At 42.0% G+C, this 24,095-nt stretch carries 23 protein-coding genes and 4 tRNA genes; 18 read left to right on the top strand and 9 right to left on the bottom strand.

The features are described from left to right. Nucleotides 1–124 precede the first annotated feature (124 nt). Nucleotides 125–460 carry a hypothetical protein gene (locus tag BCU91_RS14165; RefSeq protein ID WP_133126612.1) on the top strand — a complete coding sequence of 112 codons (336 nt, stop codon included), beginning with the start codon at nt 125–127 and terminating at the stop codon, nt 458–460. Between the two features lie 179 nt (nt 461–639). After that, nucleotides 640–846: a PspC domain-containing protein gene (locus BCU91_RS14155; protein WP_102439957.1), complete on the top strand. Its 207-nt coding sequence runs from the start codon at nt 640–642 to the stop codon at nt 844–846. 122 nt (nt 847–968) lie between these two features. On the opposite strand, the gene BCU91_RS14150 is transcribed toward BCU91_RS14155, so the two are convergent. Further along, nucleotides 969–1,706, bottom strand: a complete 738-nt coding sequence (locus tag BCU91_RS14150) for an enoyl-CoA hydratase (protein WP_102439956.1) — start codon at nt 1,704–1,706, stop codon at nt 969–971. A 35-nt stretch (nt 1,707–1,741) separates the two neighbouring features. Between BCU91_RS14150 and BCU91_RS14145 the strand changes: the two genes are divergently transcribed. Genes BCU91_RS14145 through BCU91_RS14135 form a run of 3 tightly spaced genes read left to right on the top strand, consistent with a single transcriptional unit; the run spans nt 1,742 to nt 3,966 of the window. Continuing rightward, the gene (locus tag BCU91_RS14145) at nt 1,742–2,227 is read left to right on the top strand and encodes a copper chaperone PCu(A)C (RefSeq protein ID WP_102439955.1); all 486 of its coding nucleotides are present in this window, start codon (nt 1,742–1,744) and stop codon (nt 2,225–2,227) included. Nucleotides 2,228–2,239: 12 nt separating this feature from the next. Then, on the top strand, nt 2,240–3,211 hold the full coding sequence (locus BCU91_RS14140; protein ID WP_102439954.1) for a DUF2333 family protein: 972 nt from the start codon (nt 2,240–2,242) through the stop codon (nt 3,209–3,211). Nucleotides 3,212–3,213: 2 nt separating this feature from the next. Further along, nucleotides 3,214–3,966: a TIGR04219 family outer membrane beta-barrel protein gene (locus BCU91_RS14135; protein ID WP_102475900.1), complete on the top strand. Its 753-nt coding sequence runs from the start codon at nt 3,214–3,216 to the stop codon at nt 3,964–3,966. A 103-nt stretch (nt 3,967–4,069) separates the two neighbouring features. Here BCU91_RS14135 and tolC read toward each other — a convergent pair whose 3' ends face one another. Continuing rightward, nucleotides 4,070–5,377 carry an outer membrane channel protein TolC gene (gene tolC, locus BCU91_RS14130; protein WP_102439952.1) on the bottom strand — a complete coding sequence of 436 codons (1,308 nt, stop codon included), beginning with the start codon at nt 5,375–5,377 and terminating at the stop codon, nt 4,070–4,072. A gap of 452 nt (nt 5,378–5,829) precedes the next feature. Between tolC and nudF the strand changes: the two genes are divergently transcribed. From nudF to parC, 7 genes are all read left to right on the top strand, one after another. Further along, nucleotides 5,830–6,450 carry an ADP-ribose diphosphatase gene (gene nudF, locus BCU91_RS14125; protein ID WP_102475901.1) on the top strand — a complete coding sequence of 207 codons (621 nt, stop codon included), beginning with the start codon at nt 5,830–5,832 and terminating at the stop codon, nt 6,448–6,450. A 78-nt stretch (nt 6,451–6,528) separates the two neighbouring features. Continuing rightward, nucleotides 6,529–6,963: a DUF1249 domain-containing protein gene (locus tag BCU91_RS14120; protein WP_102439950.1), complete on the top strand. Its 435-nt coding sequence runs from the start codon at nt 6,529–6,531 to the stop codon at nt 6,961–6,963. A 39-nt stretch (nt 6,964–7,002) separates the two neighbouring features. Further along, nucleotides 7,003–7,842, top strand: a complete 840-nt coding sequence (gene cpdA / locus BCU91_RS14115; protein ID WP_076539079.1) for a 3',5'-cyclic-AMP phosphodiesterase — start codon at nt 7,003–7,005, stop codon at nt 7,840–7,842. 75 nt (nt 7,843–7,917) lie between these two features. Continuing rightward, a complete protein-coding gene (locus BCU91_RS14110; protein WP_102531742.1) occupies nt 7,918–8,493 on the top strand; it encodes a YqiA/YcfP family alpha/beta fold hydrolase in 576 nt (191 codons plus the stop codon). Between the two features lie 56 nt (nt 8,494–8,549). Then, nucleotides 8,550–10,436, top strand: coding sequence for a DNA topoisomerase IV subunit B (parE, locus tag BCU91_RS14105; RefSeq protein WP_102439947.1), 1,887 nt, complete (start codon nt 8,550–8,552; stop codon nt 10,434–10,436). A gap of 169 nt (nt 10,437–10,605) precedes the next feature. Then, nucleotides 10,606–11,661: a PQQ-dependent sugar dehydrogenase gene (locus tag BCU91_RS14100; RefSeq protein WP_241901088.1), complete on the top strand. Its 1,056-nt coding sequence runs from the start codon at nt 10,606–10,608 to the stop codon at nt 11,659–11,661. A gap of 18 nt (nt 11,662–11,679) precedes the next feature. Beyond that, entirely contained in the window at nt 11,680–13,971 is a 2,292-nt protein-coding gene (gene parC, locus BCU91_RS14095; protein ID WP_102439945.1) for a DNA topoisomerase IV subunit A, read from the top strand. A gap of 130 nt (nt 13,972–14,101) precedes the next feature. Here the strand turns inward: parC and BCU91_RS14090 are convergent, their stop codons facing one another. Both BCU91_RS14090 and BCU91_RS14085 read right to left on the bottom strand, forming a co-directional pair. Then, complete coding sequence (locus BCU91_RS14090) at nt 14,102–14,296, bottom strand: bacterioferritin-associated ferredoxin (protein ID WP_076539068.1); 195 nt, start codon at nt 14,294–14,296, stop codon at nt 14,102–14,104. A 379-nt stretch (nt 14,297–14,675) separates the two neighbouring features. After that, nucleotides 14,676–15,602, bottom strand: coding sequence for a D-2-hydroxyacid dehydrogenase (locus tag BCU91_RS14085; RefSeq protein ID WP_102520514.1), 927 nt, complete (start codon nt 15,600–15,602; stop codon nt 14,676–14,678). 35 nt (nt 15,603–15,637) lie between these two features. Between BCU91_RS14085 and BCU91_RS14080 the strand changes: the two genes are divergently transcribed. Further along, on the top strand, nt 15,638–15,970 hold the full coding sequence (locus tag BCU91_RS14080) for a DUF3392 domain-containing protein (protein WP_102439943.1): 333 nt from the start codon (nt 15,638–15,640) through the stop codon (nt 15,968–15,970). A 32-nt stretch (nt 15,971–16,002) separates the two neighbouring features. On the opposite strand, the gene BCU91_RS14075 is transcribed toward BCU91_RS14080, so the two are convergent. The 5 genes from BCU91_RS14075 to rsgA all read right to left on the bottom strand — a co-directional run bounded on the left by BCU91_RS14075 (nt 16,003) and on the right by rsgA (nt 22,915). Beyond that, the gene (locus BCU91_RS14075; protein WP_102531741.1) at nt 16,003–16,746 is read right to left on the bottom strand and encodes a glycerophosphodiester phosphodiesterase; all 744 of its coding nucleotides are present in this window, start codon (nt 16,744–16,746) and stop codon (nt 16,003–16,005) included. A gap of 4 nt (nt 16,747–16,750) precedes the next feature. Then, nucleotides 16,751–19,954, bottom strand: a complete 3,204-nt coding sequence (locus BCU91_RS14070) for a mechanosensitive ion channel domain-containing protein (RefSeq protein ID WP_102531740.1) — start codon at nt 19,952–19,954, stop codon at nt 16,751–16,753. A gap of 52 nt (nt 19,955–20,006) precedes the next feature. Next, the gene (locus tag BCU91_RS14065; RefSeq protein WP_241903573.1) at nt 20,007–20,897 is read right to left on the bottom strand and encodes a DMT family transporter; all 891 of its coding nucleotides are present in this window, start codon (nt 20,895–20,897) and stop codon (nt 20,007–20,009) included. Nucleotides 20,898–20,932: 35 nt separating this feature from the next. Next, on the bottom strand, nt 20,933–21,793 hold the full coding sequence (asd, locus tag BCU91_RS14060; RefSeq protein WP_102439940.1) for an archaetidylserine decarboxylase: 861 nt from the start codon (nt 21,791–21,793) through the stop codon (nt 20,933–20,935). Between the two features lie 66 nt (nt 21,794–21,859). Then, nucleotides 21,860–22,915: a small ribosomal subunit biogenesis GTPase RsgA gene (rsgA, locus tag BCU91_RS14055; protein ID WP_102439939.1), complete on the bottom strand. Its 1,056-nt coding sequence runs from the start codon at nt 22,913–22,915 to the stop codon at nt 21,860–21,862. A 113-nt stretch (nt 22,916–23,028) separates the two neighbouring features. Between rsgA and orn the strand changes: the two genes are divergently transcribed. The 5 genes from orn (at nt 23,029) to BCU91_RS14030 (ending at nt 24,080) form a co-directional block, all read left to right on the top strand. Continuing rightward, nucleotides 23,029–23,574 (top strand): oligoribonuclease, encoded by a 546-nt coding sequence (gene orn, locus BCU91_RS14050; protein ID WP_102439938.1) that lies wholly within the window; start codon nt 23,029–23,031, stop codon nt 23,572–23,574. A 128-nt stretch (nt 23,575–23,702) separates the two neighbouring features. Further along, nucleotides 23,703–23,778 (top strand) — tRNA-Gly (locus BCU91_RS14045). Nucleotides 23,779–23,800: 22 nt separating this feature from the next. Then, nucleotides 23,801–23,876: transfer RNA gene (locus BCU91_RS14040), tRNA-Gly, on the top strand. A 22-nt stretch (nt 23,877–23,898) separates the two neighbouring features. Further along, nucleotides 23,899–23,974: transfer RNA gene (locus tag BCU91_RS14035), tRNA-Gly, on the top strand. Between the two features lie 30 nt (nt 23,975–24,004). Then, nucleotides 24,005–24,080, top strand: a tRNA-Gly gene (locus tag BCU91_RS14030). Nucleotides 24,081–24,095: the final 15 nt, after the last annotated feature.

The following is a 24,095-nucleotide window of genomic DNA, read 5'->3' as shown; positions in this document are numbered from 1 at the left end:
GTGAGCCTGTTTTTGTTTGAAGTTAATATAACTACTATTAATCAGTCGTTTATATTGTTTTTTAAAACTTGGCACGTAGCTTGTAATAACCATGGTGTACCCAACATTAGGAAAGGAAAACATCATGTTTAACTCAATATCAAATGAAAATTCAGTGGTTAGTTCATCATCTACAACAAGCAATCGCATGTTTAAGAAACTGGCATTAATTGCTGTTATCGCCACCGCAAGTATTGGTGCTCAAGCAAATGAACTTAATAGTGCTGACATGGTAGAGGTATTAGAAGCTCGTTTGACTGATGCAACCACTGAAATGCTACAAACTGCGAGACAAGAAATTAGCTTGAGCTTACATAGCCAAATTGCTGAACAAGTTTTTGAGTTAAACAGCTCGCTTGAAATGACTGACGATGTAATAGCAACACAATCAGACACTGCTTTAGCAAGCAATGAGGACTGATTTATGGATTTAATGATGATATTTCATTTAGCTGATCCATTAACTTCTTTACTACTGCTTCCTGTTTTTAGCTTTATCGCATGCTCGATAATGATATGTGGGTTGCAGTGGTACCAATTTAATAGCGTCAAGGCAATGTCTGCTGAACTGGCTTCAATGGAGATCGCAGGAGAACAAAAATGAACTTAACAGACTTAGAAAAATGGTTAACAACCGATGACAGTTTGATATGTGGCGCATCACACGGATTAGCAAAACAATTTGGCTGGTCAGTATTGTGGACCCGAGTGTTAACCCTAGTGGCAATTTTAATGAGCCCTAGCATCGGACTCATTGGTTACTTTGTGACTGCCATTATCATGACCCAGAAAAAATCCAGATATTAAACTGAAGTATGAACGCTGCTGTCGTTCAAGATTAGTTCAGCATTATCATTCATACTTCAGTGTTAAATGACTATTTTACTGGTTTATCCCAGCGTAAATGATATCAATGCTTAAACCAGAGACTACTTCGTTAAAAAAGCTTGGAACCGAGCTTTGGCCTCATCACTTTTTAGTCTTTCACTAAACAACACTAACTCTTTAAGCATTTGTTGTTTCACTTCAGCTTGGTTATGCCTTAATAACTGTTTAGATGCCTGCAGCGCCAACGGTGGCTGAGCTGCTAATTTCTTTGCTTGTGATAATACAAAATCATCTAATTGTGATTGCTCAACCACTTGGTTGATAATATTTAATTCTTTTGCGGTGCTGGCAGTAAAGCTTTCACCTAATAAGATAAGTTCAGCCGCTTTTTGCTGCCCGACAATGAGCGGAAGTAACAAGCTTGATGCTGCTTCTGGTACCAAGGCGAGATTGACAAAAGGTAGCTGAAATGTAGCGCTGTTATCGGCATAAACCAAATCGCAATGCAGTAATAAAGTGGTACCAATGCCCACAGCTGCGCCAGATACTGCGGCTATCAATGGCTTTTTTATCTCAAGGATACAATGCAAAAATTGCACTGTGGGATGGGTTTCATTTAACTCGCCGCTGTTGAGGAAATCGCTAATATCATTACCCGATGTGAAACAATTGCCTTCGCCTCGTAACATAAAGGCGCGAATTGCATTGTCGTGCTCACCTTGGATCAGGTATTCTGTAAGCTGTTGGTACATTTTAAGATTAAAGGCATTTCGTTTTTCAGGACGATTGAAACTGATAATACGTACGCCTTGATCATCCTTTATCTGAATCTGACTCATAGGCTGTTTTCCTTCGGGAAGCGACTAGGGTGTACATGGAGTTTAAGACATTGAAAGCGATATTCAAACAGCTGTTTAGTTTTTTAGTTTTAACCACATTTTCTATTTCGGCCACTGCGGGCATTATGCTTTCAGAAGGCCATGTTAGAGCCATGCCTGCCAGTGTGCCCAACACCGCAGCTTATCTTACTTTAATGAACCATTCAGATAACACTGCTACATTAGTCTCTGTGACTACACCAGTGGCAAAAGAAGCCCAATTACATACCCTAATTGAAGAAAATGGCATTGTGAAAATGCGCCAAGTTGAAGGGTTTGATATAGAATCACATGGCAGCTTAACATTGCAACCATCGGGTGATCACATCATGCTGTTGTCACTGGTTAAGCCGTTAACCGTCGGTGATAAAGTACCATTAACATTAACTTTTGCTGATGGTCAGCAGTTAAATATTGAATTAATGGTTGATAAAAAGGCGAGTACTGATCAGCAAGAAAGCCATCATCACCATCATCATTAAGGAGTTGTATTGATGCAAATCACAAGGAAAAAAATTTTTAGTGTCATAGGGATTATTCTATTAATCGGCTATGTCATTGCGGTTTGGTGGAGCATTGAGCCAGACATCCTAGAGCCCGAAACGCTACAAAATGAACGTGGCGAGCACGTTATTGGCTACGCGACAACTTCTTCACTGATAGACACTCTCGAAAGCTTATTGGACAAACCAGGTGGCTGGCTTTCCAACGATATTATGCCGCCATCAGTGATGATGGATAATATGCCAGCATTTGAGTTTGGTGCATTAGAGCAGTCTCGCGATTTAGCGCTGATTATGCGTAAAGAGTTTAGTCGCTCACAATCTCAATCGACAGCAGATAGCGATTTACTGGCTGCGCATTCAAAACTTAATATTGAGCATACCAGTTGGTTGGTGCCTAGCGCTGAAGGCGAGTACCGTGAAGCGATAAAATTACTGAAACTTTACCGCGCTAAAATCAGTGATACCGAAAACAGTAATGCCCAGTTTTACGCCCGCGCAGACAACCTCAATGAATGGCTTAAAGAAGTGCAAAAACGTTTAGGCAGTATCTCACAACGGCTGTCTGCCAGTGTTGGTCAAGAGCGTTTAAATACTGATTTAGCCGGTGATTCTACTGCAAGGCAATCAACGCCATCGCTCGCCAGTTCAGAAATTAAAACCAGCTGGTGGAAAATTGATGATGTGCTTTATGAAAGCCGAGGCAGTGCTTGGGCTTTGCTTAATTTCATGAAGGCAATTGAAGTTGATTTTGCAGATGTACTGGAAAAGAAAAATGCTGAGGTGAGTTTACGACAAATTATTCGTGAACTTGAAGCCACTCAGCAAACTGTTTGGAGCCCAATGGTGCTGAACGGAGATGGTTTTGGTTTAGTCGCCAACCATTCATTAGTCATGGCTAACTATATTTCCCGCGCGAATGCTGCGGTAATCGATTTAACTAACTTACTCTCTCAGGGATAATGATGAAAAAGACACTTCTTGCCACCAGTTTATTGGGTTTATTAAGCATCTCTTCAGCGCAAGCTGCAACTGTGCTTGGTTTTAAAGTCGGTGGTGATTATTGGCAAGCTGACACCAGCGGCTCATTCAATAGTGACGATGGTGTAGGGCAAACTTATAACTATGACTCTGATGCACAGGGCAGTGTATGGATTGCTTTTGAGCACCCAATTCCGTTAGTGCCTAACGTTAAAATTCGTGAAAATCGTTTAGAAGGTAAAGGCAAGCAAACTGATTCAAACTTTTTCTTTAACGATATTTCTATCGATGGCGCTTCTACTGCTTATAATGATCTAAGTAATACGGATTTCGTACTTTATTACGAAATTTTAGATAATGATTTAGTAGCTTTAGATTTAGGTGCTGCCTACAAGCAAATGCATGGTTCAATAAGAATTAATGGCACTACCGATGCTGGTTCTGCAATTTCTTCAGAAGTCGATGTTGATAGCGGTATTGTTATGCTTTACGGTAGTGCTGAAGTCGGTGTGCCAGGGCTGGGTTTATATGCATTTGCTGACGTTATGCTAGGCATTGATGAGTCAAATGTTTATGACTACAACGCTGGTTTAGGTTGGAAATTTGATGGTGTTGCTTTAGACACGGCAATCCGAGTGGGTTACCGCGAGTTCAAATTTGATGTTGATGATTTTTCTCGCACAACTCAGAATATGTCGTTTAAAGGTGCCTTTGCCGGTGTTGAACTGACATTCTAAAGACTGAATAAGCGTTATAAATGCCCAATAAAAAACCGCCATTTGGCGGTTTTTTTGTTGCCTGAATAAGGCATCAGCAATAGGGCTTACTCAGTAACAAAGGTTATTCTGAAATAAGGCCATTGTTAATTGAGATGATATCGTCTTCGTTTAAAGTACCGGCTGCTTGTTTAAGAGCAAGGATTGAAGTGATATAGCCGTAACGAGCATCAGACAGTTGACGCTTTGAATCGTATAAATCACGAGTACGGTTTAATACATCAACAATGGTACGCGTGCCCACTTCAAAACCTGCTTGAGTGGCTTTTAAAGCACTTTCAGAAGATATAACAGATTGCTCGTAAGCGCGGATAGAGCTGATTGACGCGCCGACATTGTTAAAGTTATTGCGTACATTTTTAACCACACTACGGTGAGTTTGCTCAAGCAGTTCACTGGCTTCAACATATTGATATTGAGCTTGCTTTACTTGTGACGAAACTTTAAAGCCTTCAAAAATCGGTACGCTTAAGGTAATGCCAATGTTGGCATTGTCGTAATCAAGACCTGGGTTTTGATCAAAGCCTTTAGTGTAACCAGCGCCCAAGTTTAATGATGGCATATGGCCAGCTTTAAAAAGGCTAATGGTTTCACTGGCAATATCACGGCCAATACGTTGGGTCATTAAATCAATACTGTTGGTTTCTGCAATTTTTAACCATTCAGCTGAGGTTGTTGGCGAGGTTGCGCCAGCAGAAAAGCGGGTCGTATCTAGAATGTTAATTGACTTGTGATCTATACCTGTGATTTCACGTAATGCTTCGTAACTGTTTGCTAAGGTATTTTCGGCCAAAATCTCAGTGGCTGAGGCTAAATCATATTGCGCTTGAGCTTCATGAACGTCGGTAATCGCGGTAAGACCTACTGCAAAACGTTGCTTAGTTTGCTCCAATTGACGCTCAATCGCACGTTTTTCAGCACCTTGGAACTCAAAGTTATCTTTTGCGGTTAATACAGCAAAGTATGCATCAGTTACACGGATAATTAATGATTGTAACGTTGATGCATAAGCTGAGTCAGCTTGTGATGCTGCCATTTCAGCTAAATCTAAACCGACCCAAGCGCTGTGATCATAAATAACTTGGTTTAAGCTGATACCACCAGTAAAGCCATCTGGCTTGTTGGTGTCCTGACCATCTTCTTTATTCCATGCCTTTGAGTAACCCACGTTGGCACTAATAGTCGGCAGTAAAGGCGCACGGTTTTCTTCAATGCTTTCGTATAATGCATCGCGCTGAGCTTGTGCTTGCAGTACTACGGTGTCACTGGTAAGTGCTTGTTGATAAATTTGCAGTAAATCGTCAGCATTTGCCGCAGGTGCAGCAACTGCTAATGTTAGCGCTGCGTATATTGAACTAATTTTAAATTTCATTTGCTGCCCTTTTAGACAATATCTCCATCAATGGAGGAAAAATAATTTTGGTGTTTACGGTACTCATTATTAAGTAAGCATCATTTAGTACTATCGCACTTGCTTAAAATCCTGAGTTGTCGCTATGCAGCGAGGATCTGTTCATCTTTCTAGCTTAAATTTTACAGTGTTTCAGTAACATTTATTGCTACGGATAATGCATTAATTGGTATGAAAAATGCCAATGTTACATTTATTGCTCAATTACCTAGATAGATTTTAGCTGTTGTTGCAAAAATAACCATGAAAGATCAACAGACTCTGCTGTATATCGTGAAAAAGGTTATCATTTCTAAGGCAAATATCAACTTTCAAGTTGTAACAGACTTTATTAAAATCCCCTGCTTAAATATAACCACCGTATAATAGTGTATGAAATATTTTAAAGGGCTTACAAATTGTAAGAAAAAAATATGAAAAATAATGAAATACTTGCACAGTTTAACGCTGAAACAGATGTTGAAATCATTGATACTAAAACCGTTTTTAAAGGCTTTTTTCAAGTGGATGAATATCAATTTAAGCATAAACTTTTTGACGGTGGTTGGAGTGAGGTTGTCTCTCGTGAAGTATTTGAAAGGGGTAATGCGGTTGTGGTACTGCCCTATGATCCAGTCACTCATCAAGTCGTCCTTATCGAGCAAATACGCTTACCTGCAATAGGGACCACCAATTCTGTTTGGCTACTTGAATTGGTTGCAGGTATGATCGCCGCTGACGAGGTGGCCGAAGAGGTTGCCCATCGAGAGTTAATGGAAGAGACAGGGCTTAGTGCCACTGAAATGCATTTCGTTAATAGCTTTCTGGCGACACCAGGTGGTTCATCTGAACGATTTTATTTTTACTGGGCTAAAGTTGATGCCAGTAAAGCCCAAGGCATACACGGCCTTGAATATGAGCATGAAGATATAAAAGTGCATGTGGTCGATTTTGATGTCGCCATGGATATGGTCAACAATGGCCGTATTGATAATGCCTCTACCGTGATTGGTCTACAATGGTTGGCATTAAACTTAGATAAAGTGACCTCATAGCCGTTCAATCAGCACACTGGCTAAGCGGCTTATCATCAATATTTAAGCGTAATGTAAAGCTAATTAAAGAGGTTTGAATTGAGTCAGCAAGTAACCAAAAATAAGTACCAGCCAAACGTGAGTGCTTTTTTAGCATTGTGCGGCCGTAATTATGCGCTGATTTTGAAATGGTTACCTGAAGATGGTGAAATTAATGAGCCTTGGACTGTTAAAGGCCAATTTGGGCTATTAGATATCACGATTATTGAAAATACTAAATATACACAACTAATTGAAATAAAGCGGCATTTTCCTTTGGGAGATTTCCTTACCACACCTAAAGCATGTGTGCGAGTCTATCATGATGCTCAATTAGCAGAAGTGTTAACTAGTCAACAGATTTATCGATTAAAAGCAGTGTATGATTATCCAAATGTACATATGCATCAAACGGATGAGAAATATCAAGTTAATGCATTTTTGGAAGAGCTACTTAAGATTGGATGCCGTCCCCAGCATCTATGTTCGACATAGTTCTGCTACATTGAATTAATTTATGTCTAGGATTAATTAGTGCTAAAAGAGCCAGTGAGTTACCCCATCGCTGAAACGGATGTCGTCAGGCTGATTCAAGTCACTGATCCTCATCTATTTGCCGATCCAGAAGCGCAGCTTTTAGGGGTGAATACGGCTGCCAGTTTTCAGGCGGTACTAGACACTTTTTTAGCATCAGATCAGCAAGCTGACATCATGTTGGCCTCTGGCGATATCAGCCAAGACTACTCTCCTCAGTCATACCAGCATTTTTCAAATGCAGTTACAAAACTCGATATGCCTTGTCATTATTTACCGGGTAATCATGATGACCCACGCTTGATGAGCTTGCATATGCAGGGCAAACAATTGTTTGGTCAGCAGCGCATTATCATTGGTAACTGGCAAATATTGATGTTGGACTCAACAGTGCGTGGTAAACCGGGTGGCTTTATGGCTGAAGATCAATTTAAATTGATTGATGCTGCTATCAAAGCTGATCCTGAGAAACACGTGTTACTGGTTATGCACCATAATCCCATTTTAGTGCAGTGCAGCTGGCTTGATCAGCATTGCATGATTAATGGCGATAACTTTTTACAGCGCATGGGGGAATACCCTCAAGTGAAAGCCGCGCTATGGGGCCATGTGCATCAAGCTATTGATAGTGAATATCAAGGCGCCAATGGTGCTATTCACTTAATGGCGACCCCGTCAACTTGTATACAATTTAAGCCAAAATCTTCTTATTTTGCCCTAGATGGACTTCAACCCGGCTATCGTTTGCTGGAGCTAGCTAGCAATGGTAGCATTCATACTAATGTTTATCGGGTGCCTGGCGAAAACTTCTCTCCAGATAATGATGCGAGCGGTTATTAGACGTTTTTTCGTTATTGGTTAACTTGATATTCATTCTGCTGTTGGAATTTCAATATCACCTTAGCGAGAGGAAATATGCTGCTCTATATACATGGATTTAATAGTTCACCTCTTTCAGATAAAGCCAAGGAAACGGCTGACTATATAAAACAACGTTTTCCGGATTACCCTTTTCACCAACCTCAACTTCCTTCATCACCTAAAGCGGCGATGACCTTGTTATGTGGTATTGTGGAACAAGCGAAAGCCAAAGGTGAACCGTTAACCTACATTGGATCGTCTTTAGGTGGGTACTTTGCTAGCTATTTAGCTGAACAATATGGCGGTAAAGCAGTGTTGATAAACCCTGCAGTAAAACCCTTTGAATTGTTTGATGGGTTTTTAGGGCCGCAATATAACCCCTATACCGATGAACATTACCAAGTATTACCGCAACATAAACTTGATGTTGCTGAATATAATACTGAAGTCATTCGTCGCCCAGATAGATTTTTAGTTTTTTTGCAAACTGGCGATGAAGTGTTAGATTATCGTCAAGCATTATCGAAATATCATTGTTGTCAGCTTCATTTAGAGGCCAACGGTGACCACAGTTTTATTGGCTACAACAATCAGCTAGATAAGATATGTGATTTTTTACAAATTAAATAACAAGTATTCTTTTCGGCCTGTAATATTGGGCCAATAATTGACCAAATGTGTGGACTATGAGCAATCAATATACTTCTGACGCTATCGAGGTTCTTAATGGACTCGACCCTGTTAAACGCCGTCCTGGTATGTACACCGACACCACCAGGCCGAATCATTTAGGTCAAGAAGTTATCGACAACAGTGTCGATGAAGCGCTCGCCGGTCACGCCTCAAAAATTGAAGTAGTATTGCACGCCGATAATTCATTGGAAGTGACTGATGATGGCCGTGGTATGCCTGTGGATATTCACCCTGAAGAAGGTATTCCTGGGGTTGAATTGATCCTCACTAAATTGCACGCCGGTGGTAAGTTCTCGAATAAAAATTACCAATTCTCTGGTGGTTTGCACGGGGTAGGTATTTCGGTGGTGAATGCCTTATCGACTCGGGTTGAAATTACCGTTCGTCGTGATGCTCAAGTGTATGATATGGCATTTGAAAATGGTGACAAGGTCGAAGACTTACGTGTTACCGGCACCTGTGGTCGTCGTAATACCGGTACCCGAGTTCATTTTTGGCCAGATGCCAGTTATTTTGACTCAGGTAACTTCTCGCTTACTAAGCTACTTTATTTATTGCGGGCTAAAGCTGTGCTTTGCCCTGGTTTACGGATTAAGTTTAGCAATAAGCAAAACGGTGAAGTACATGAGTGGTTTTACGAAAGTGGCTTAACTGATTACTTAAAAGAAGCGGTAAAAGATTCGGTCTTGTTACCTGAAGAGCCATTCATTGGTAGTTTTACCGGTAAAATGGACGCGGCAGAGTGGGCCATTACTTGGCTACCTGAAGGTGGAGATAGTTTGTATGAAAGTTACGTTAACTTGATCCCTACGCCACTTGGCGGGACTCACGTTAATGGTTTCAGACAAGGCTTATTGGAGTCGATGCGCGAGTTCTGCGAGTTTCGTAATCTGGTGCCTCGAGGCATTAAGCTCTCACCTGAAGATATTTGGGATAAAGCCTCATTTATTTTATCTATCAAAATGCAGGACCCACAATTTTCCGGTCAAACTAAAGAGAAGCTTTCAAGCCGTCAAAGCTCTGCCTTTGTTTCTGGTATTGTTCGTGATGCTTTCTCGCTATGGCTTAACTCTAATACCGAGCAAGCTGAACAATTAGCTGAACTTTGTATTAACAATGCTCAAAAACGCTTAAAAGCGGCTAAAAAAGTAGCCCGTAAAAAAGTTACTTCAGGGCCGGCTTTACCGGGTAAATTAACTGATTGTAGTGGCCAAGACCCAATGCGCGGTGAGCTATTTCTAGTGGAGGGTGACTCTGCGGGTGGTAGTGCTAAACAGGCGCGCGATCGTGAGTTTCAAGCGATTATGCCCCTTAGAGGTAAGATTTTAAATACCTGGGAAGTGGACGCGTCACAGGTATTAGCCTCGCAAGAAGTACATGATATCTCAGTCGCTATAGGCTGCGATCCAGACAGTGCTGATATTTCAGAGTTACGCTACGGCAAAATTTGTATTCTTGCTGATGCCGACTCCGACGGTCTGCATATTGCGACCCTATTATGTGCTTTATTTATGAAGCATTATCGTGTGTTGGTCGAGAAAGGCCATGTGTATATTGCAATGCCACCGCTGTTTCGTATCGATTTAGGCAAAGAAGTTTTTTATGCTTTAGATGAAGATGAAAAAAACGGTATATTAGACCGAATTGTGGCAGAAAAGAAAAAAGGCAAAGTGCAAGTCACTCGTTTCAAAGGTCTAGGTGAGATGAACCCATTGCAACTGCGAGAAACCACAATGGATCCTAATACCCGCCGTTTGGTGCAATTAACCATTGATGATAATGAAGACACAGTCGCACTCATGGATATGTTACTTGCGAAAAAGCGCTCGCCAGATCGTAAAATCTGGTTAGAGTCTAAAGGTGATCTAGCTCAGCTGTAATTTACTCAGTTTTATGCCCATAACAATTGCCCATAACGATTGCTGATAGCAATTGCTTATAACAACAATGAAGGCAAAAATTACTAAGATGTCGAACATAAAATTTAAAATGGACTTTAAGCAAGCTAAGACAGCGTTAAAGGCGTTGTCCGTGCTTGCTTTAACACAAATGACTGTGGTTAAAGCTTTTGCAGCCGACACCATGATGATTACTGTGACTAAAGGATTTGGGCTGACACTGTATGCCTCAGATTTAGGTGATGCCAAACAAATGGCAATGGGCACTAACGGCACCTTGTTTGTCGGCTCAAAAAAGAGCGGCACCATTTATGCTTTAGTCGACTCTGATAACGATGGTCAGGTAAACAAACGCTACCTAATTGGTAAAGGCTTAGAGTACCCAGAAGCTATCGCGTTTCATGACGGTGATTTGTATGTCGCTGATCAAGACCGTATTTTACGTTATCAAGATATTGAAGACCGCCTTAGGCGTCCTGGTAGACCCAAAGAGGTGTACTCAGGGCTGCCAAGTGTTGAGCGCAAACATGCTCGTGGGATGAAGTTTGGACCCGATGGCCGACTGTATATCTCTATTGGTTCTCCGTGTAATGTGTGTGAAGCAGAAGCGCCATTTAGCAGCATGTTAGCCATTGATATTAAGACGGGTGACACCGAACAAGTGGCATCAGGATTAAGGCGGGTTATTGGTTTTGACTGGTCGCCGAGCAGCGCTAAATTATGGTTTGCTGATCAAGGCCGAAATTGGATGGGTGATACCATGCCAGCCGATGAAATAAACCGCATAGACGTAAAGGGTAGCCATTTTGGTTTTCCCTATATTCATGGAACCAATGTTGTTGAGCCTTCTTTTAAGAAACCAGACAACCTCAATGTTTCAACACCAGAATTTGAATTACCAGCGCATGTAAAACCAACCAGCCTACTTTTTTATCAAGGTGATAATTTTCCTGAGCGTTACCATCATCAATTATTTGTTGCTGAAAATGGCTCGTGGAATCGCTCAAGTAAAATTGGTTATCAGGTGGTGATGTTAGCCCTTGAAGATGACCAAATTATCAAGCGCGAAAGAGTCGTCAGCTTTTTAGACGGTGAGTTTCCCGTTGCTAGACCTTATGACCTGATAAATGCACCCGATGGTGCAGTGTTCATCTCTGATGACCTAAAAGGCAATGTATATCGCTTGTTTTATAAAGCGCCAGAATAATCACAGGAATATTAACTAATGAGTGATGCGATTGAATTAAGCCTTGATGGTGTAGAGCAAATGCCCCTACGCCGTTTTACAGAAGAGGCTTATTTAAACTATTCAATGTACGTAATCATGGATCGTGCTTTGCCACATATTGGCGATGGTTTAAAGCCTGTTCAACGTCGTATTATTTACGCTATGAGCGAGCTTGGATTATCAGCTCAATCTAAGCCTAAAAAGTCTGCTAGAACCGTGGGTGACGTATTAGGTAAATACCATCCCCATGGTGACAGTGCGTGTTATGAAGCTATGGTATTAATGGCGCAGCCATTTTCCTATCGTTACCCCTTAGTCAAAGGTCAAGGTAACTGGGGGGCGCCAGACGACCCTAAGTCATTCGCAGCCATGCGTTATACCGAAGCGACCTTATCAAAATTTTCAGAAGTGCTTTTATCTGAATTAGGCCAAGGCACGGTTGAATGGGGCGTTAACTTTGACGGAACTTTAAAAGAGCCGAAATCATTGCCTGCACGCTTACCGCATATTTTATTAAACGGTATTACCGGTATTGCCGTGGGTATGGCAACCGATATCCCACCACACAATGTGCGTGAATTAGTGTCTGCGTGTGTGGAGTTATTGGATAATCCTAAAGCGGAACTTGAGCGCCTAATGGAGCTGGTACCAGGGCCAGATTATCCGACCCAAGCTGAAATTATTACCCCAAGTAAAGACATTGCCAAGATTTATGAAACAGGTCGTGGCTCGATTAAAATGCGCGCGGTTTACGAGATTGATAGCGGCGAAATTGTCATTACTTGTTTGCCACATCAAGCTGGTAGCGGCAAGATTTTAGAGCAAATTGCTAACCAAATGCAGGCTAAAAAGTTGCCGATGGTGGCAGATTTACGTGATGAATCTGATCACGAAAACCCAGTACGATTAATCATTGTGCCTCGCTCAAATCGTGTTGATTGCGATCAGTTAATGGCGCATTTGTTTGCCACTACGGATTTAGAAAAGAGCTTTCGAGTTAACTTAAATGTGCTCGGCCTTGATGGTCGCCCAAGGGTTAAAGGCCTGAAAGAGATGCTAACTGAGTGGCTCAGTTACCGCATCTCAACCGTGACCCGTCGTTTGCAATACCGTCTTGATAAGGTACTTGCAAGGCTGCATATTCTTGATGCTTTGATGATTGCCTTCTTAAATATTGATGAAGTCATCGAGATCATTCGCTTCAATGATGAGCCGAAAAAAGAGTTAATGTCACGGTTTGATTTATCAGATAAGCAAGCCGAAGCGATTTTAGAGCTTAAGTTACGTCATTTGGCCAAGCTTGAAGAATTTAAAATTAAAGGTGAGCAAGAAGAGTTAGCTGCAGAGCGCGATAAGCTGCAACTTATTTTGGGTTCTGAGCGCCGCTTAAAAACCTTAGTTAAAAAAGAGCTCATACAAGATGGTGAAACCTATGGCGATGATCGCCGCTCGCCTATCATTGAGCGTATTGAATCAAAAGCCTTAACTGAGCAAGAGTTGACCCCAGCAGAGTCAGTGACCGTAGTGTTATCTGACAAAGGTTGGGTACGCTGCGCGAAAGGTCATGATATTGATGGCGAAGGGTTAAATTATAAAGCCGGTGATAGCTTCTTATGTAGTGCCAGCGGTAAGAGTAATCAGCCATCAGTGTTTATCGACTCGACAGGGCGGGCGTTTGCAACCGATACACATACGCTACCTTCTGCTAGAAGTCAGGGTGAACCAATCACGACACGCTTTAATTTAGCGCCAGGGGCGGTAATGCGCCATGTGTTGATGGGCGTTGATTCACAATGCTATTTATTAGCCAGTGATGCCGGTTACGGTTTTATCGGCTCTTATGCAGATATGGTGAGTCGTAATAAGGCTGGTAAAGCATTATTAAGCCTGCCTGCGAATGCGCAGTCCTTAGTGCCTAAATTGGTTAAAAAAGGCGTGCCTCAGTCAATTATGGCGATAACCAATGAAGGCCGAATGCTTATCTTTGATGTTGATGCCTTGCCGCAGTTATCGAAAGGTAAGGGTAACAAGATCATTGGTATTCCAACGGATCGCGCTAAGAGCAGAGAAGAGCTATTGATCCATCTTGATGTTATTCCACAAGAGGCGTCAGTTACCCTGTGGGCTGGTAAACGTAAGCTAACTTTAAAACCATCTGATCTTGAGCATTATCGTGGTGAGAGAGGCCGTAGAGGCGCGAAACTACCTCGTGGTTTACAACGGGTCGATAGTGTTGATATCGAGCTCGGTGCGCAAACGGATGCTGACATTGAGCCATCAAGCGATTAATCGCGCAGCAGAATAGCCATAAAAGAAAGACATAAAAAATGCTGCCAATGGGCAGCATTTTTTATGAGAATTTGATTTTAACCTGAGGATGAACTTAAGGCTTGAGTTAGCCTTGCTTTTTAGCAGCAGCTTACGCCACTTCGTAAAATTTAGGTTCTACGTCAACTTGAGCCTGAATAATGTTGCTCGCCATACGTGCACATTTACCACATTGATCAGCAACACCTAAGCGTTTTTTAACGTCAGCTAAAGAGCTATCGCCATGTTTGCTTACCGCTTCTTTAATTTGGGTATCAGTAATTCCGTGACAAAGACAAACGTACATAAAGCCTCTTCAATTAATCTGATTCATATCTTAACTTAGACAATTCATAAGGCTAAGAGATGATCGCTCGTTGACTATAATGCAATTCTAAATGAAAACCGTTCTCATTGCTAATAACTTTTTATCAATTTCTTAATTGGTGCCAAGAATATTAGTTATTAAAAATTGCTAACTTGCTCACAATTACTGCTGCAATGGGAGTTTAATGCCAATATCGGCGTTATCAATTGGATTAAAAGGAAGAGGTCTTAGGGTTTTCAAGTCGGGAGGATATAGACTCCAGAGGGGGTTACTTTTATTCAATATCAGCTCATCCATGAGATTTAAATTACAGTATGACTTAATTGTTAGGCATTATGCTGGCGGTTAATAATAAAGATTAATAGCCCTTAAAAAAATCGACCAGATGCTTTAAAGGTTGCTGTGTTGTCCATAAATGGAAGTTTTCAACGAACACTTCTACCACTTGTTCAGGAAAGCTTGGGGCGGCAATATGGGGGGTGATAATGGCATTAGGGCAATGCCAAATAGGGTGGTCTGCGGGCAATGGCTCTTGATTAAAGACATCAAGGATTGCGTTTTGTTGTGGCTTATTGAGTAATTGCGCAGCTAAGGCATCTAAATCGAGCACATTTCCGCGGCCAAGGTTGAACAGCACACATTCATCAGGTAGTAATGCCAGCATGGTTTTGCTTAATACATTCTCAGTTTCTAAGGTGCTAGGTAGCGTACTGGCGATGGTGTGTGCACTAGGCAAATAGTTAGCTAAGTGCTCAATAGTATCAACATGGTCAAAATGCGCCTTTGGCTCGCCGCTACGACTCAGGCCGGTAACCGTCATGCCGAAATGCTTCGCCGTTTTAGCAATATGCTGGGCAATCGAGCCGGTACCGAGTAACAGTAAGCCTTGGCCTTGTAAGGTTCTGTAGCTACCAGGGATCCATTGCTTATGTTGCTGCTGTTGTTTATATTTTGCATGCTCTCGCTGGTGGGCAAGTAAATAACCAAATAAATATTCACTCATCAAAGGGCCAAAAATCCCTTTGATATTGGTTAGGACGTAATCCCGTCGTTGTCTAGAACCTGTAAGGCGATCAACACCAGCAAAAGTGGATTGCATCCAAGTTAAGTTGCGACCTAAGTTAAGTAATGGCGCCGCAAGATGTGGCTCTGCAAACCAGATATCAGCCTCAGTAATACTACTAGGCTCATCGCCTAAAATTGTCAGATCCTTGAGGTGGTGAGCCGCTAATAATTGACGAAACCTGTCGTTATCTTGGGTTAACAATAATAACTTGTGTGCCATAAAATCCCTGTAAGTCGATTAAATTGAGGAAGTTAATGGATCAAATAATAGCATTTATTGCCCAGCTTGGCGCAATGCTTCATCCGTGGATGAGTGAAATTGCCACTGCGTTAGTGGCCTGTTGTATTGTGGTGTTTGCCACCGATATTAATCGGCTATTACGCAAGGCGTTATCGGGTCAGGGCTTTTTTGTCCGAACTTGGGTATTTGTATTGGTGAATGCTTTTGGTTACGGCTTAGGGATTGTCAGCGTTAGCCCGTGGTTAGCTAGGCAACTTAAATCAATGCCTTCACAATGGATGCTGTTACTGCTACTGGTGGCATTTTTTGCTGTTGGCGCTTGGGCGCAACGAAACAGGCAAGTTTAACGGTGTCACTTGCCTGTTGCTTTAGGGGGTATTTAGCCAAAGTATAAATGGTGGTCAGTTGCTTGAGAATCAGTGTCTTGTTGATTTAATTGCTGGATTACTTCGGCGGCTTTATCGGGATAGTTACTGAATATCCCATCTACGCCAATGGCGTTCAAAGCTTGAATGTCTTCGGCATTATCGACGGTGTAGACATAAATTTTAGCGCCGCGTTGATGGGCATCATTGACCATTTTATGGGTGACAAAATGTATATCAACATGGATAGAATAGGCATCAAGGGCTGATACTGATTCAGCATAGTTTAGCGGCACGCCCGCTAAAATGGGTGCCACTCTAGCATGGGGGAGATGTTGTTTAACCTCGAGTAAGTAAGGCTGATTAAATGATGAGATCAGTAGCTGATCTGGGCTAAAGCCAAGCTGCTCAATCATGTCGTTATAGCAAGCAATAAGAGGCGCGGCGGTGTGATAGCCTTTAAGCTCAATATTGACAATACAGCGACCTTTAATCAGGCCCATGACTTGCCATAGCGTCGGTAGTTTATGCTGCTTGATAGTCACATTATTGATAGTGTCTAAGCTACTTAGATGCACTAACCCTTGTCCTGAGGTTTTGGTTTCTAGGCGGCGATCATGAAATACAATCAGTTGCCCTTCCACATTATAAACATCAAGTTCAATGGCACTAACCTTTAACGCCAGTGCTTTTTCCATTGCCGCAAGGGTGTTTTCTACTTCATAACCACTCGCACCGCGGTGAGCAAAAATCAGCATTTATTTAACCTTTGATAATTTTATTCAATTCACGACTCTGACCATTATTGATATGGATTTCCATTTGTGGGTACGCCAATTCAACTTGGTTTTCTTTTAGTTTTTTACAAATACGTTTGTGAAGGTTATGCCTTAAGGGCCAACGATCGTTCATGTCTTTAGCATAGGATCTGACTTCATAATCTTGGGTGTGCTGGCCAAAACCTGCAAACCAGACTTCAGGCTCAGGGAAGGTCAATGATAAGTCACATTCTCTTACTGCTTGATGGAGTAAGGCTTCAACTTTTGATGGATCTGCATCACGCTGCACTGACACATAAACGATAACTCGGGTAATAGGATCAGATAACGACCAGTTGACCAGTTGTTCTGTAATAAAGGCTTTATTGGGGACAATAATCTCTTTTCTGTCCCAATCGACAATGGTTGTGGCTCGAATTTCAATTTTGCTGACGGTGCCGGTTAAGTCGCGAATGGTCACCGTATCGCCTATTCGAATCGGTTTTTCAAATAAGATAATCAAACCAGAAATAAAGTTAGCAAAAATTTCTTGTAAGCCAAAACCAAGGCCCACCGATAGCGCTGCAACAAGCCATTGTAATTTCGACCATTCAACCCCGACGGTGGAAAACCCGATTAACATGCCAAGAAATACCACCACGTAACTACTTACGGTGGTGATAGCAAACCCTGTACCTGGCGATAGCTCTAATCGTTGTAAAATGGTCAGCTCTAGTAAACCCGGCAGATTTTTAGCAATCATGGCGGAAAAGCCAACGGTGATAAAGGCAAACAGAATTGACTTTAAGGTGATCGGAATTTGCTGCTCTATACCGTTAACTACCGAATGGGTGCTCCATAAGGTAATGCCATCAAGGAAAGAAAACAGTGCAGTATGGGTTTGAGAAATAAGCCCAAGTAAACTAGCAAAAAAGGCTAAAATCAGTAGCGAACGTACTAACCCCAGCGACTGACTCGAGATAGTTTCCAGGTCGACTTTGGGCTCTTCATAGTTTTCAGAGACATCGGGGGTATTATTTAGTTCGCCACGCTCACGTTGCGCCAGTCTTTCTGCTCGTTTGGTTTTAGCGCGATCAAAGGCAATTAAACGGCGCTCGATTAGCATCCAACGCTTTAGTAGTTGGTACAACAATAAAAAGCCTAAGCCTAGCAATAAGGCTAATTGCAGCTGCAGTAATACTTGAAAGGCACTAAAATAGTAACCTATTAGGGCGAAAACAATGCTGGCGCAAGGCACTGTGATTAAAAATGCCCAAATGACTTTATGGAGTAATTTCATGTTCTTGCCATCATTGGCGTTGGCACGAAAATCATTAATAAAGGCATATAAATCTTTATATAGCATCAATAGCGAGATGGTGAATAAGAAAAATGCCAAACGACCAATACTGTTACGAATAAGCGAGCTATCAAGGGCTTCAGTAAAACCGATAATGCCAATTAATGGCCAGCTTAAGACAATAAAGCGCAGGGTTTTTTCTTGAAGGCGCCTAATTAAGGTTTCAGGTCTTCTAAAGTGACAGACTAAAATGCCATTATCACAGGCAAGTAATGCAAAGACTCGGTACACCAAGTAGCTGCCACCCACAGATAACACGCCAACCCCAATTGCATGCACCAAGTTCAGTTCTGAGGCAAATAAAATCCATCCAGCAAGTAGTACCGGTAATGGTTTTACTAGCGAATAACATAAACTTAGCGCTAAGGTTTTAGCGGTGTATTTGAATTTATCTTGGGTTACGTTACCCACATATTGACCATAATGTTCAATGGTTCTATTAAATTTAGGCGTCAATAAATCCTGGGCCATTAAGCACAATATCAAGGTGATCACCCACCAAGCCCAATATATATTTTGCTCTGCCCACGCTTGTTTAAGCAGTTGCCCTTGTTGGGTTTGCATCATCCATACGGTGGCATTCTTTAAGTCAATAAGCCACAAACCGGATATTGCCGCCGCATTGGGAACCCAAAATAAATGTTCATTGAGGGTGTTTTTAAGATCAAGATAAATCTGTGTTAGCTGCTCATAACTATTGCGCAGTTTAGCTTGCTCATTGAGGTATACATCATAGCTTTGTACTACTTGTTCGATTAGGCTTTGCTGAGAGGTAAGTAATTTTACTTGGGTATTATTAAGATACTTCTGATTGCTCAATTGTTGCTTATTTAACGCTTTTTGTTGCTCAGCCTGATAACGCTTTAGGCGTGAGTCAGCAACGGATGCCAGTAATTTATCTTGGTTTGTCGGCTTAGGTAAGGACTGCAGCATCTGTAAAAAACGGTCGCCAAATGCAGAGTTAGTTTCTACCCAGGTGATTTGCTCCTCAACATTAGCCAGCTGTAGCGCATGGGATTGGTATTGTTTCTCTGCTTTTTCTTGCAACTCGATGGTGTCTGAAATGGCATTATTTATACGGATTAATTCGTCAGCATACTGCTGATTTTGTGCGCTTATCTCTTGCGAGGCTTCATCGGCAAGTTGTTGCTCATCAATCAGGTTGTTGGCAATGGTATTGGCGGCTTTTTGTTGGCGATATTGATTGTTTTTTTGGTTTAACTGCTCAATTAATCGCTCTTGCTGGGCATGCTCTAAGCGCAAAAGCTGTAATTGCAGTTGCACGATTTGTTTTTGTTTAGGACCACTGGAGAGCTCAGAAGATAAGGTTGCGATATGTTGCTCAAGTAACTCAGCTTGTAAGCTTTGCAGCTTGCCTAAAGGGGTATCCAAAGGCGCTTGTCGGGCACGCTTATGCTGATTTAAGGCTTCTTTGGCTTGGCGTATTAACGTGGGTAAGGCTGTTTGTCTTTTATTAAGCTCAACTAACTGCAAGCTTAAATCATTTTCGGATTGTTTTTGCTCTGATAAATGGTAGTAAGCCATTGAGGCTTGTTGGCTAATATCAACATCGTCATTGATGATGATTGGCGCTGCGGGCTGATTGATTTTTGCAGTAATGCTGTTGATTGTGCCAGCACTTGTCGACTCAAGATCATCATAGCTTTGGGCTTCATTACGCAGCCTTGTGATACTTTGCTGGACATTGTCTATTTGAGTTGGAATGTCCACAACCGCGATTGTATTGGTATTTTTAGCAAAGCCCAAGCGCTTGTCTAACTGCAGCGGAGAGGTTGCAGAGGCAGTAAAAGAAATAATACAGAACAATAAAACCGCAATACGTATCATAGTTGGATGATTACTTAAGAGGGACTAATACAATGGTAACAAAAACCTGAGTTTACGCTTTATTTTTTTTATGATTTTGCTGAGTTTCGAAAATTGCGGTGGCTAAGATAATCAACCCTCCCACAGTGGTAGTGACATTGACTTGCTCATTTAACAATAGCAAGGCTAATACCGTGCCATAAAAGGGCTGCAGACATGAGACGAGTCCGACAGTTTTAGCGCTTAATTGACGCAGCGCTGAGGCAAATAAGGCGTGGGGGGCAGCGGTAAAAAATACCCCTAAAATGACAATTGTTGTCCACATTTCAGCCTTGATAGTATCTAATTCCACTTCTAACCACGGGCTTAACACGACTACAGCTACGAATGTTTGATAAAACATAGCCTGAGGGCCGCTATAACCACTGAAGTAGCGTTTATGGAGCAAATTGCGGCCAGTGAATAACGCAGCAGATAAAATACCTGTAGCAATGCCTAAGGTGACATCATTTTCGAGGTTGGCCTCGGGAATAAGTAACATCACTCCGATTAATACCACTAAACCTGAAATAACATCCACTAATTTAAGCCGTGTGTTATTGACTAGCGGCTCTATAAGCACAGTCATGACGGGGTAGGTGAAAAAAGCAATCATGCCAATGGCAACTGATGACAGTTGCATTGAGGCGAAATAGGTCACCCAATGCAAGCTAACAAGAATACCGAGGCCTAGGGCGACTAAGTAATGTTTGAATTGCTGTAATTGTAGCTTTTTCTTGCTTAATTTGACGATACAGCCAAGTGCAAAAAAGGCGATAACACAACGCAGTACTGTGATGTCTAGCGCATTGAGGGGGATAATTTTAGAAAATAGTGCAGTACCGCCAAATAGCAGTACTGCGATATGCAATTGAATTAACCCTGAGTTTGGATTCGATCCTTTGAAAGCGCCTGTTGGCATCATACTCGTTCAACTAACCATGTTGTGGGCAATAACGATTACTTTAAATGAGCGAAGGCTTGACCCATGCGTGTGGTTTGCGTTGGCTCAACGCCTTCGGCAAAGCTTTCAATAGCGTCTTGAGCAAATAACATTACTACGGTAGAGCCTAACTTAAAGCGGCCCATTTCGGCGCCTTTTTCTAACGTCAGTGCTTCAGGACCTTCAGTTGGGTAATCCCATGTGAAGACTTGCTTACCACAAGGCGGGGTCACTGTGCCTGCCCAAACAGTTTCAATACTTGCCACAATCGTTGCGCCAACTAATACCATGGCAAGTGGGCCTACTTCAGTTTCAAAAATAGCGACAACACGTTCGTTACGGGCAAATAGCCCTGGTACATTTTGCGCAGTTAACGGGTTAACCGAAAACAAATCACCAGGAATATAAGTCATTTTCGACAAGGTGCCAGTGATTGGCATGTGAATTCGGTGATAATCTTTGGGTGCTAAATAAATCGTTGCAAACTCGCCATCATTAAAACGTTCAGCATCCTTAATCTGACCGCCTAACAGGGCTAAGGTGGTGTAGTCATGGCCTTTTGCTTGGACAATTTTGCCAGCTTGTACTGGACCACATTGACTTACTGCGCCATCAACAGGGTGAGCGACTGTTTTCGCATCTTCAACAATTGGGCGAAGACCCGGTTTTAATGCGCGGGTAAAAAAGGCATTAAATGTTTTATAGGCTTCAGGCTCACTTTGAGCCGCTTCAGACATATCAATTTTATACTGCTTGATGAACCATCGAATACCTGCAGTGGTGATTGCGCCAGCTTCAGCGGCAGCAAGTTTACCCACAAGACGTGAAAGTAAGTGTTTAGGTAAGATGTATTGCAAAGCAATTTTAACAGAGTCCAATTGAATACCCTTTTGAGTTGTTGAGGTTGTTATAATATAACAGTTAATATTTGTACGTCAGCGACGTTACTCGTCAGCGGCGCGGAAGTGGCGAGCATGTCGCTGTTCATCTAGGCTGGCAATAATGCGCTGGTAATTACTAAATCTATCTTGGGTTATTTTCCCATCAGCTAGCGCCGCTTGCAAGGCGCAACCTGGATCATCACCATGTTTGCAGTCTCTAAACTTACAGGTACCGATGTAATCTCTAAATTCAATAAAGCACCAGCCTACGCGCGGGGCAGGTAAGTGCCATAGCGCAAACTCTCGTACACCTGGAGAGTCAATTAAGTCGCCGCCACTTTGAAAGTGAAGTAACTTTGCCGTCGTTGTAGTGTGCTGACCTAGGCCTGAGTTATTGGATACATCGCCAATTGCTAGCTCTGCATCAGGCATCAGGGCATTAATCAGCGATGATTTACCTACACCTGATTGCCCTGCAAATACGCTAATTTTATCAGCAAGTAAGGCTTTAATTTGATCAACACCTTCACCAGTATGGCTACTGACCATATAGACGGGGTAACCAATCTGGCGGTAACGCTCTAATGCCACTTCGACTTCTTCACGATTGTCATCGGTTAATAAATCCATTTTATTAAGAATGATGACTGGTGGAATATCGGTGTCTTCAGCGGCAACCAAGTAGCGGTCAATAATTTGGGTGGTAAAGCTGGGTAAAATCGACGATACAATCAAAATTTGATCAATATTGGCAGCAATGATTTTTACGCCATCATATAAATCTGGACGAGTTAGCGACGAAATCCGTGGATGAACCGCTTCAACAATGCCCCCAATACCACGATCGGTTTCATTGGCAAGGCGCACTAGCACTTTATCACCGGTTACAAGGCTAGTGATATTACGGCGAATATTACAACGGGCGACAGTGCCATCTTCGGTTTCAATATCAGCATGCTGACCGAAACGTGAAATAACAATACCCTGCTGTTCAGGCCCTAGTAGACTATCCTGTAACTCGTTAGCAGAATCTTGTGTGTCTTTGCGTTTTAGGCGTTTACTCTGATTGTCGCGCATTCTGCGCTTTTGACCTTGGCTAAGTGGTTTCTTTTTACTCACAGGCTAATCTTCATTAATTTGGTGTTTTTGTGTCGCTTAAAAAAACAGTATGATACACCCTCTTTAATAAAAAAGCCTGAATTATGGGCTTTTGACAGAATAAGGCAGATATTATGGCTGTAAACTCAAGCAATCTAATTTGGGTTGATTTAGAAATGACGGGTCTAGAACCTAGCGTCGATCGTGTAATTGAAATTGCCACTATTGTGACAGATCAAGAGTTAAACGTATTAGCCCAAGGCCCTGTGGTTGCGATTCATCAATCAGATGAAGTGTTAGCCGGTATGGATGAATGGAATCAAACTCACCATGGACAATCAGGTTTAATTGATCGCGTAAAGGCGAGTTCATACACTGAAGAAGATGCCATTAGACAGACGATTGCCTTTTTAGAGCAGTATGTGCCAAAAGGTGCGTCACCTATGTGTGGCAATACCATTGGCCAAGATCGCCGCTTTTTGAACAAGTACATGTTGGAGCTGGAAGAGTTCTTCCATTATCGCAATATTGATGTCAGTACGATTAAAGAGCTTACCAAGCGCTGGAAACCGGAAGTGATGGATGGGCTGACTAAGAAGAATACCCACCAAGCTTTAGAAGATATCAAAGAATCTATCGAAGAATTGCAGTTTTATCGCCGCGAAGTATTTAAAATTTAACCGATCAGACTTTTTTTTTGAAATAAGGGTTGCAGTGTAGTGAATATTACATATAATGCGGCCTCAACTTTTTACAGTAAGAGTCATTACTGCAAGAGGTTGAAGTTTGAAAGTTGAAACACCAAAATGCGACATTAGCTCAGTTGGTAGAGCGATACCTTGCCAAGGTATAGGTCATCAGTTCGAACCTGATATGTCGCTCCAATTTTCAAATTAAAATTTATGTGCGACATTAGCTCAGTTGGTAGAGCGATACCTTGCCAAGGTATAGGTCATCAGTTCGAACCTGATATGTCGCTCCAAATTTTAAAATTGATTTGATATGCGACATTAGCTCAGTTGGTAGAGCGATACCTTGCCAAGGTATAGGTCATCAGTTCGAACCTGATATGTCGCTCCAATTTCAAAAGCTTCAAAATAAAATTGATATGCGACATTAGCTCAGTTGGTAGAGCGATACCTTGCCAAGGTATAGGTCATCAGTTCGAACCTGATATGTCGCTCCAATTTCTCATCTTAAG

The organism is Shewanella sp. 10N.286.52.B9 (genome assembly GCF_002873635.1).
Classification (GTDB): Bacteria; Pseudomonadota; Gammaproteobacteria; order Enterobacterales; family Shewanellaceae; genus Shewanella.
The sequence above is the reverse complement of the archived record's forward strand: the minus strand, read 5'-3'. Positions and strand labels throughout refer to the sequence as shown.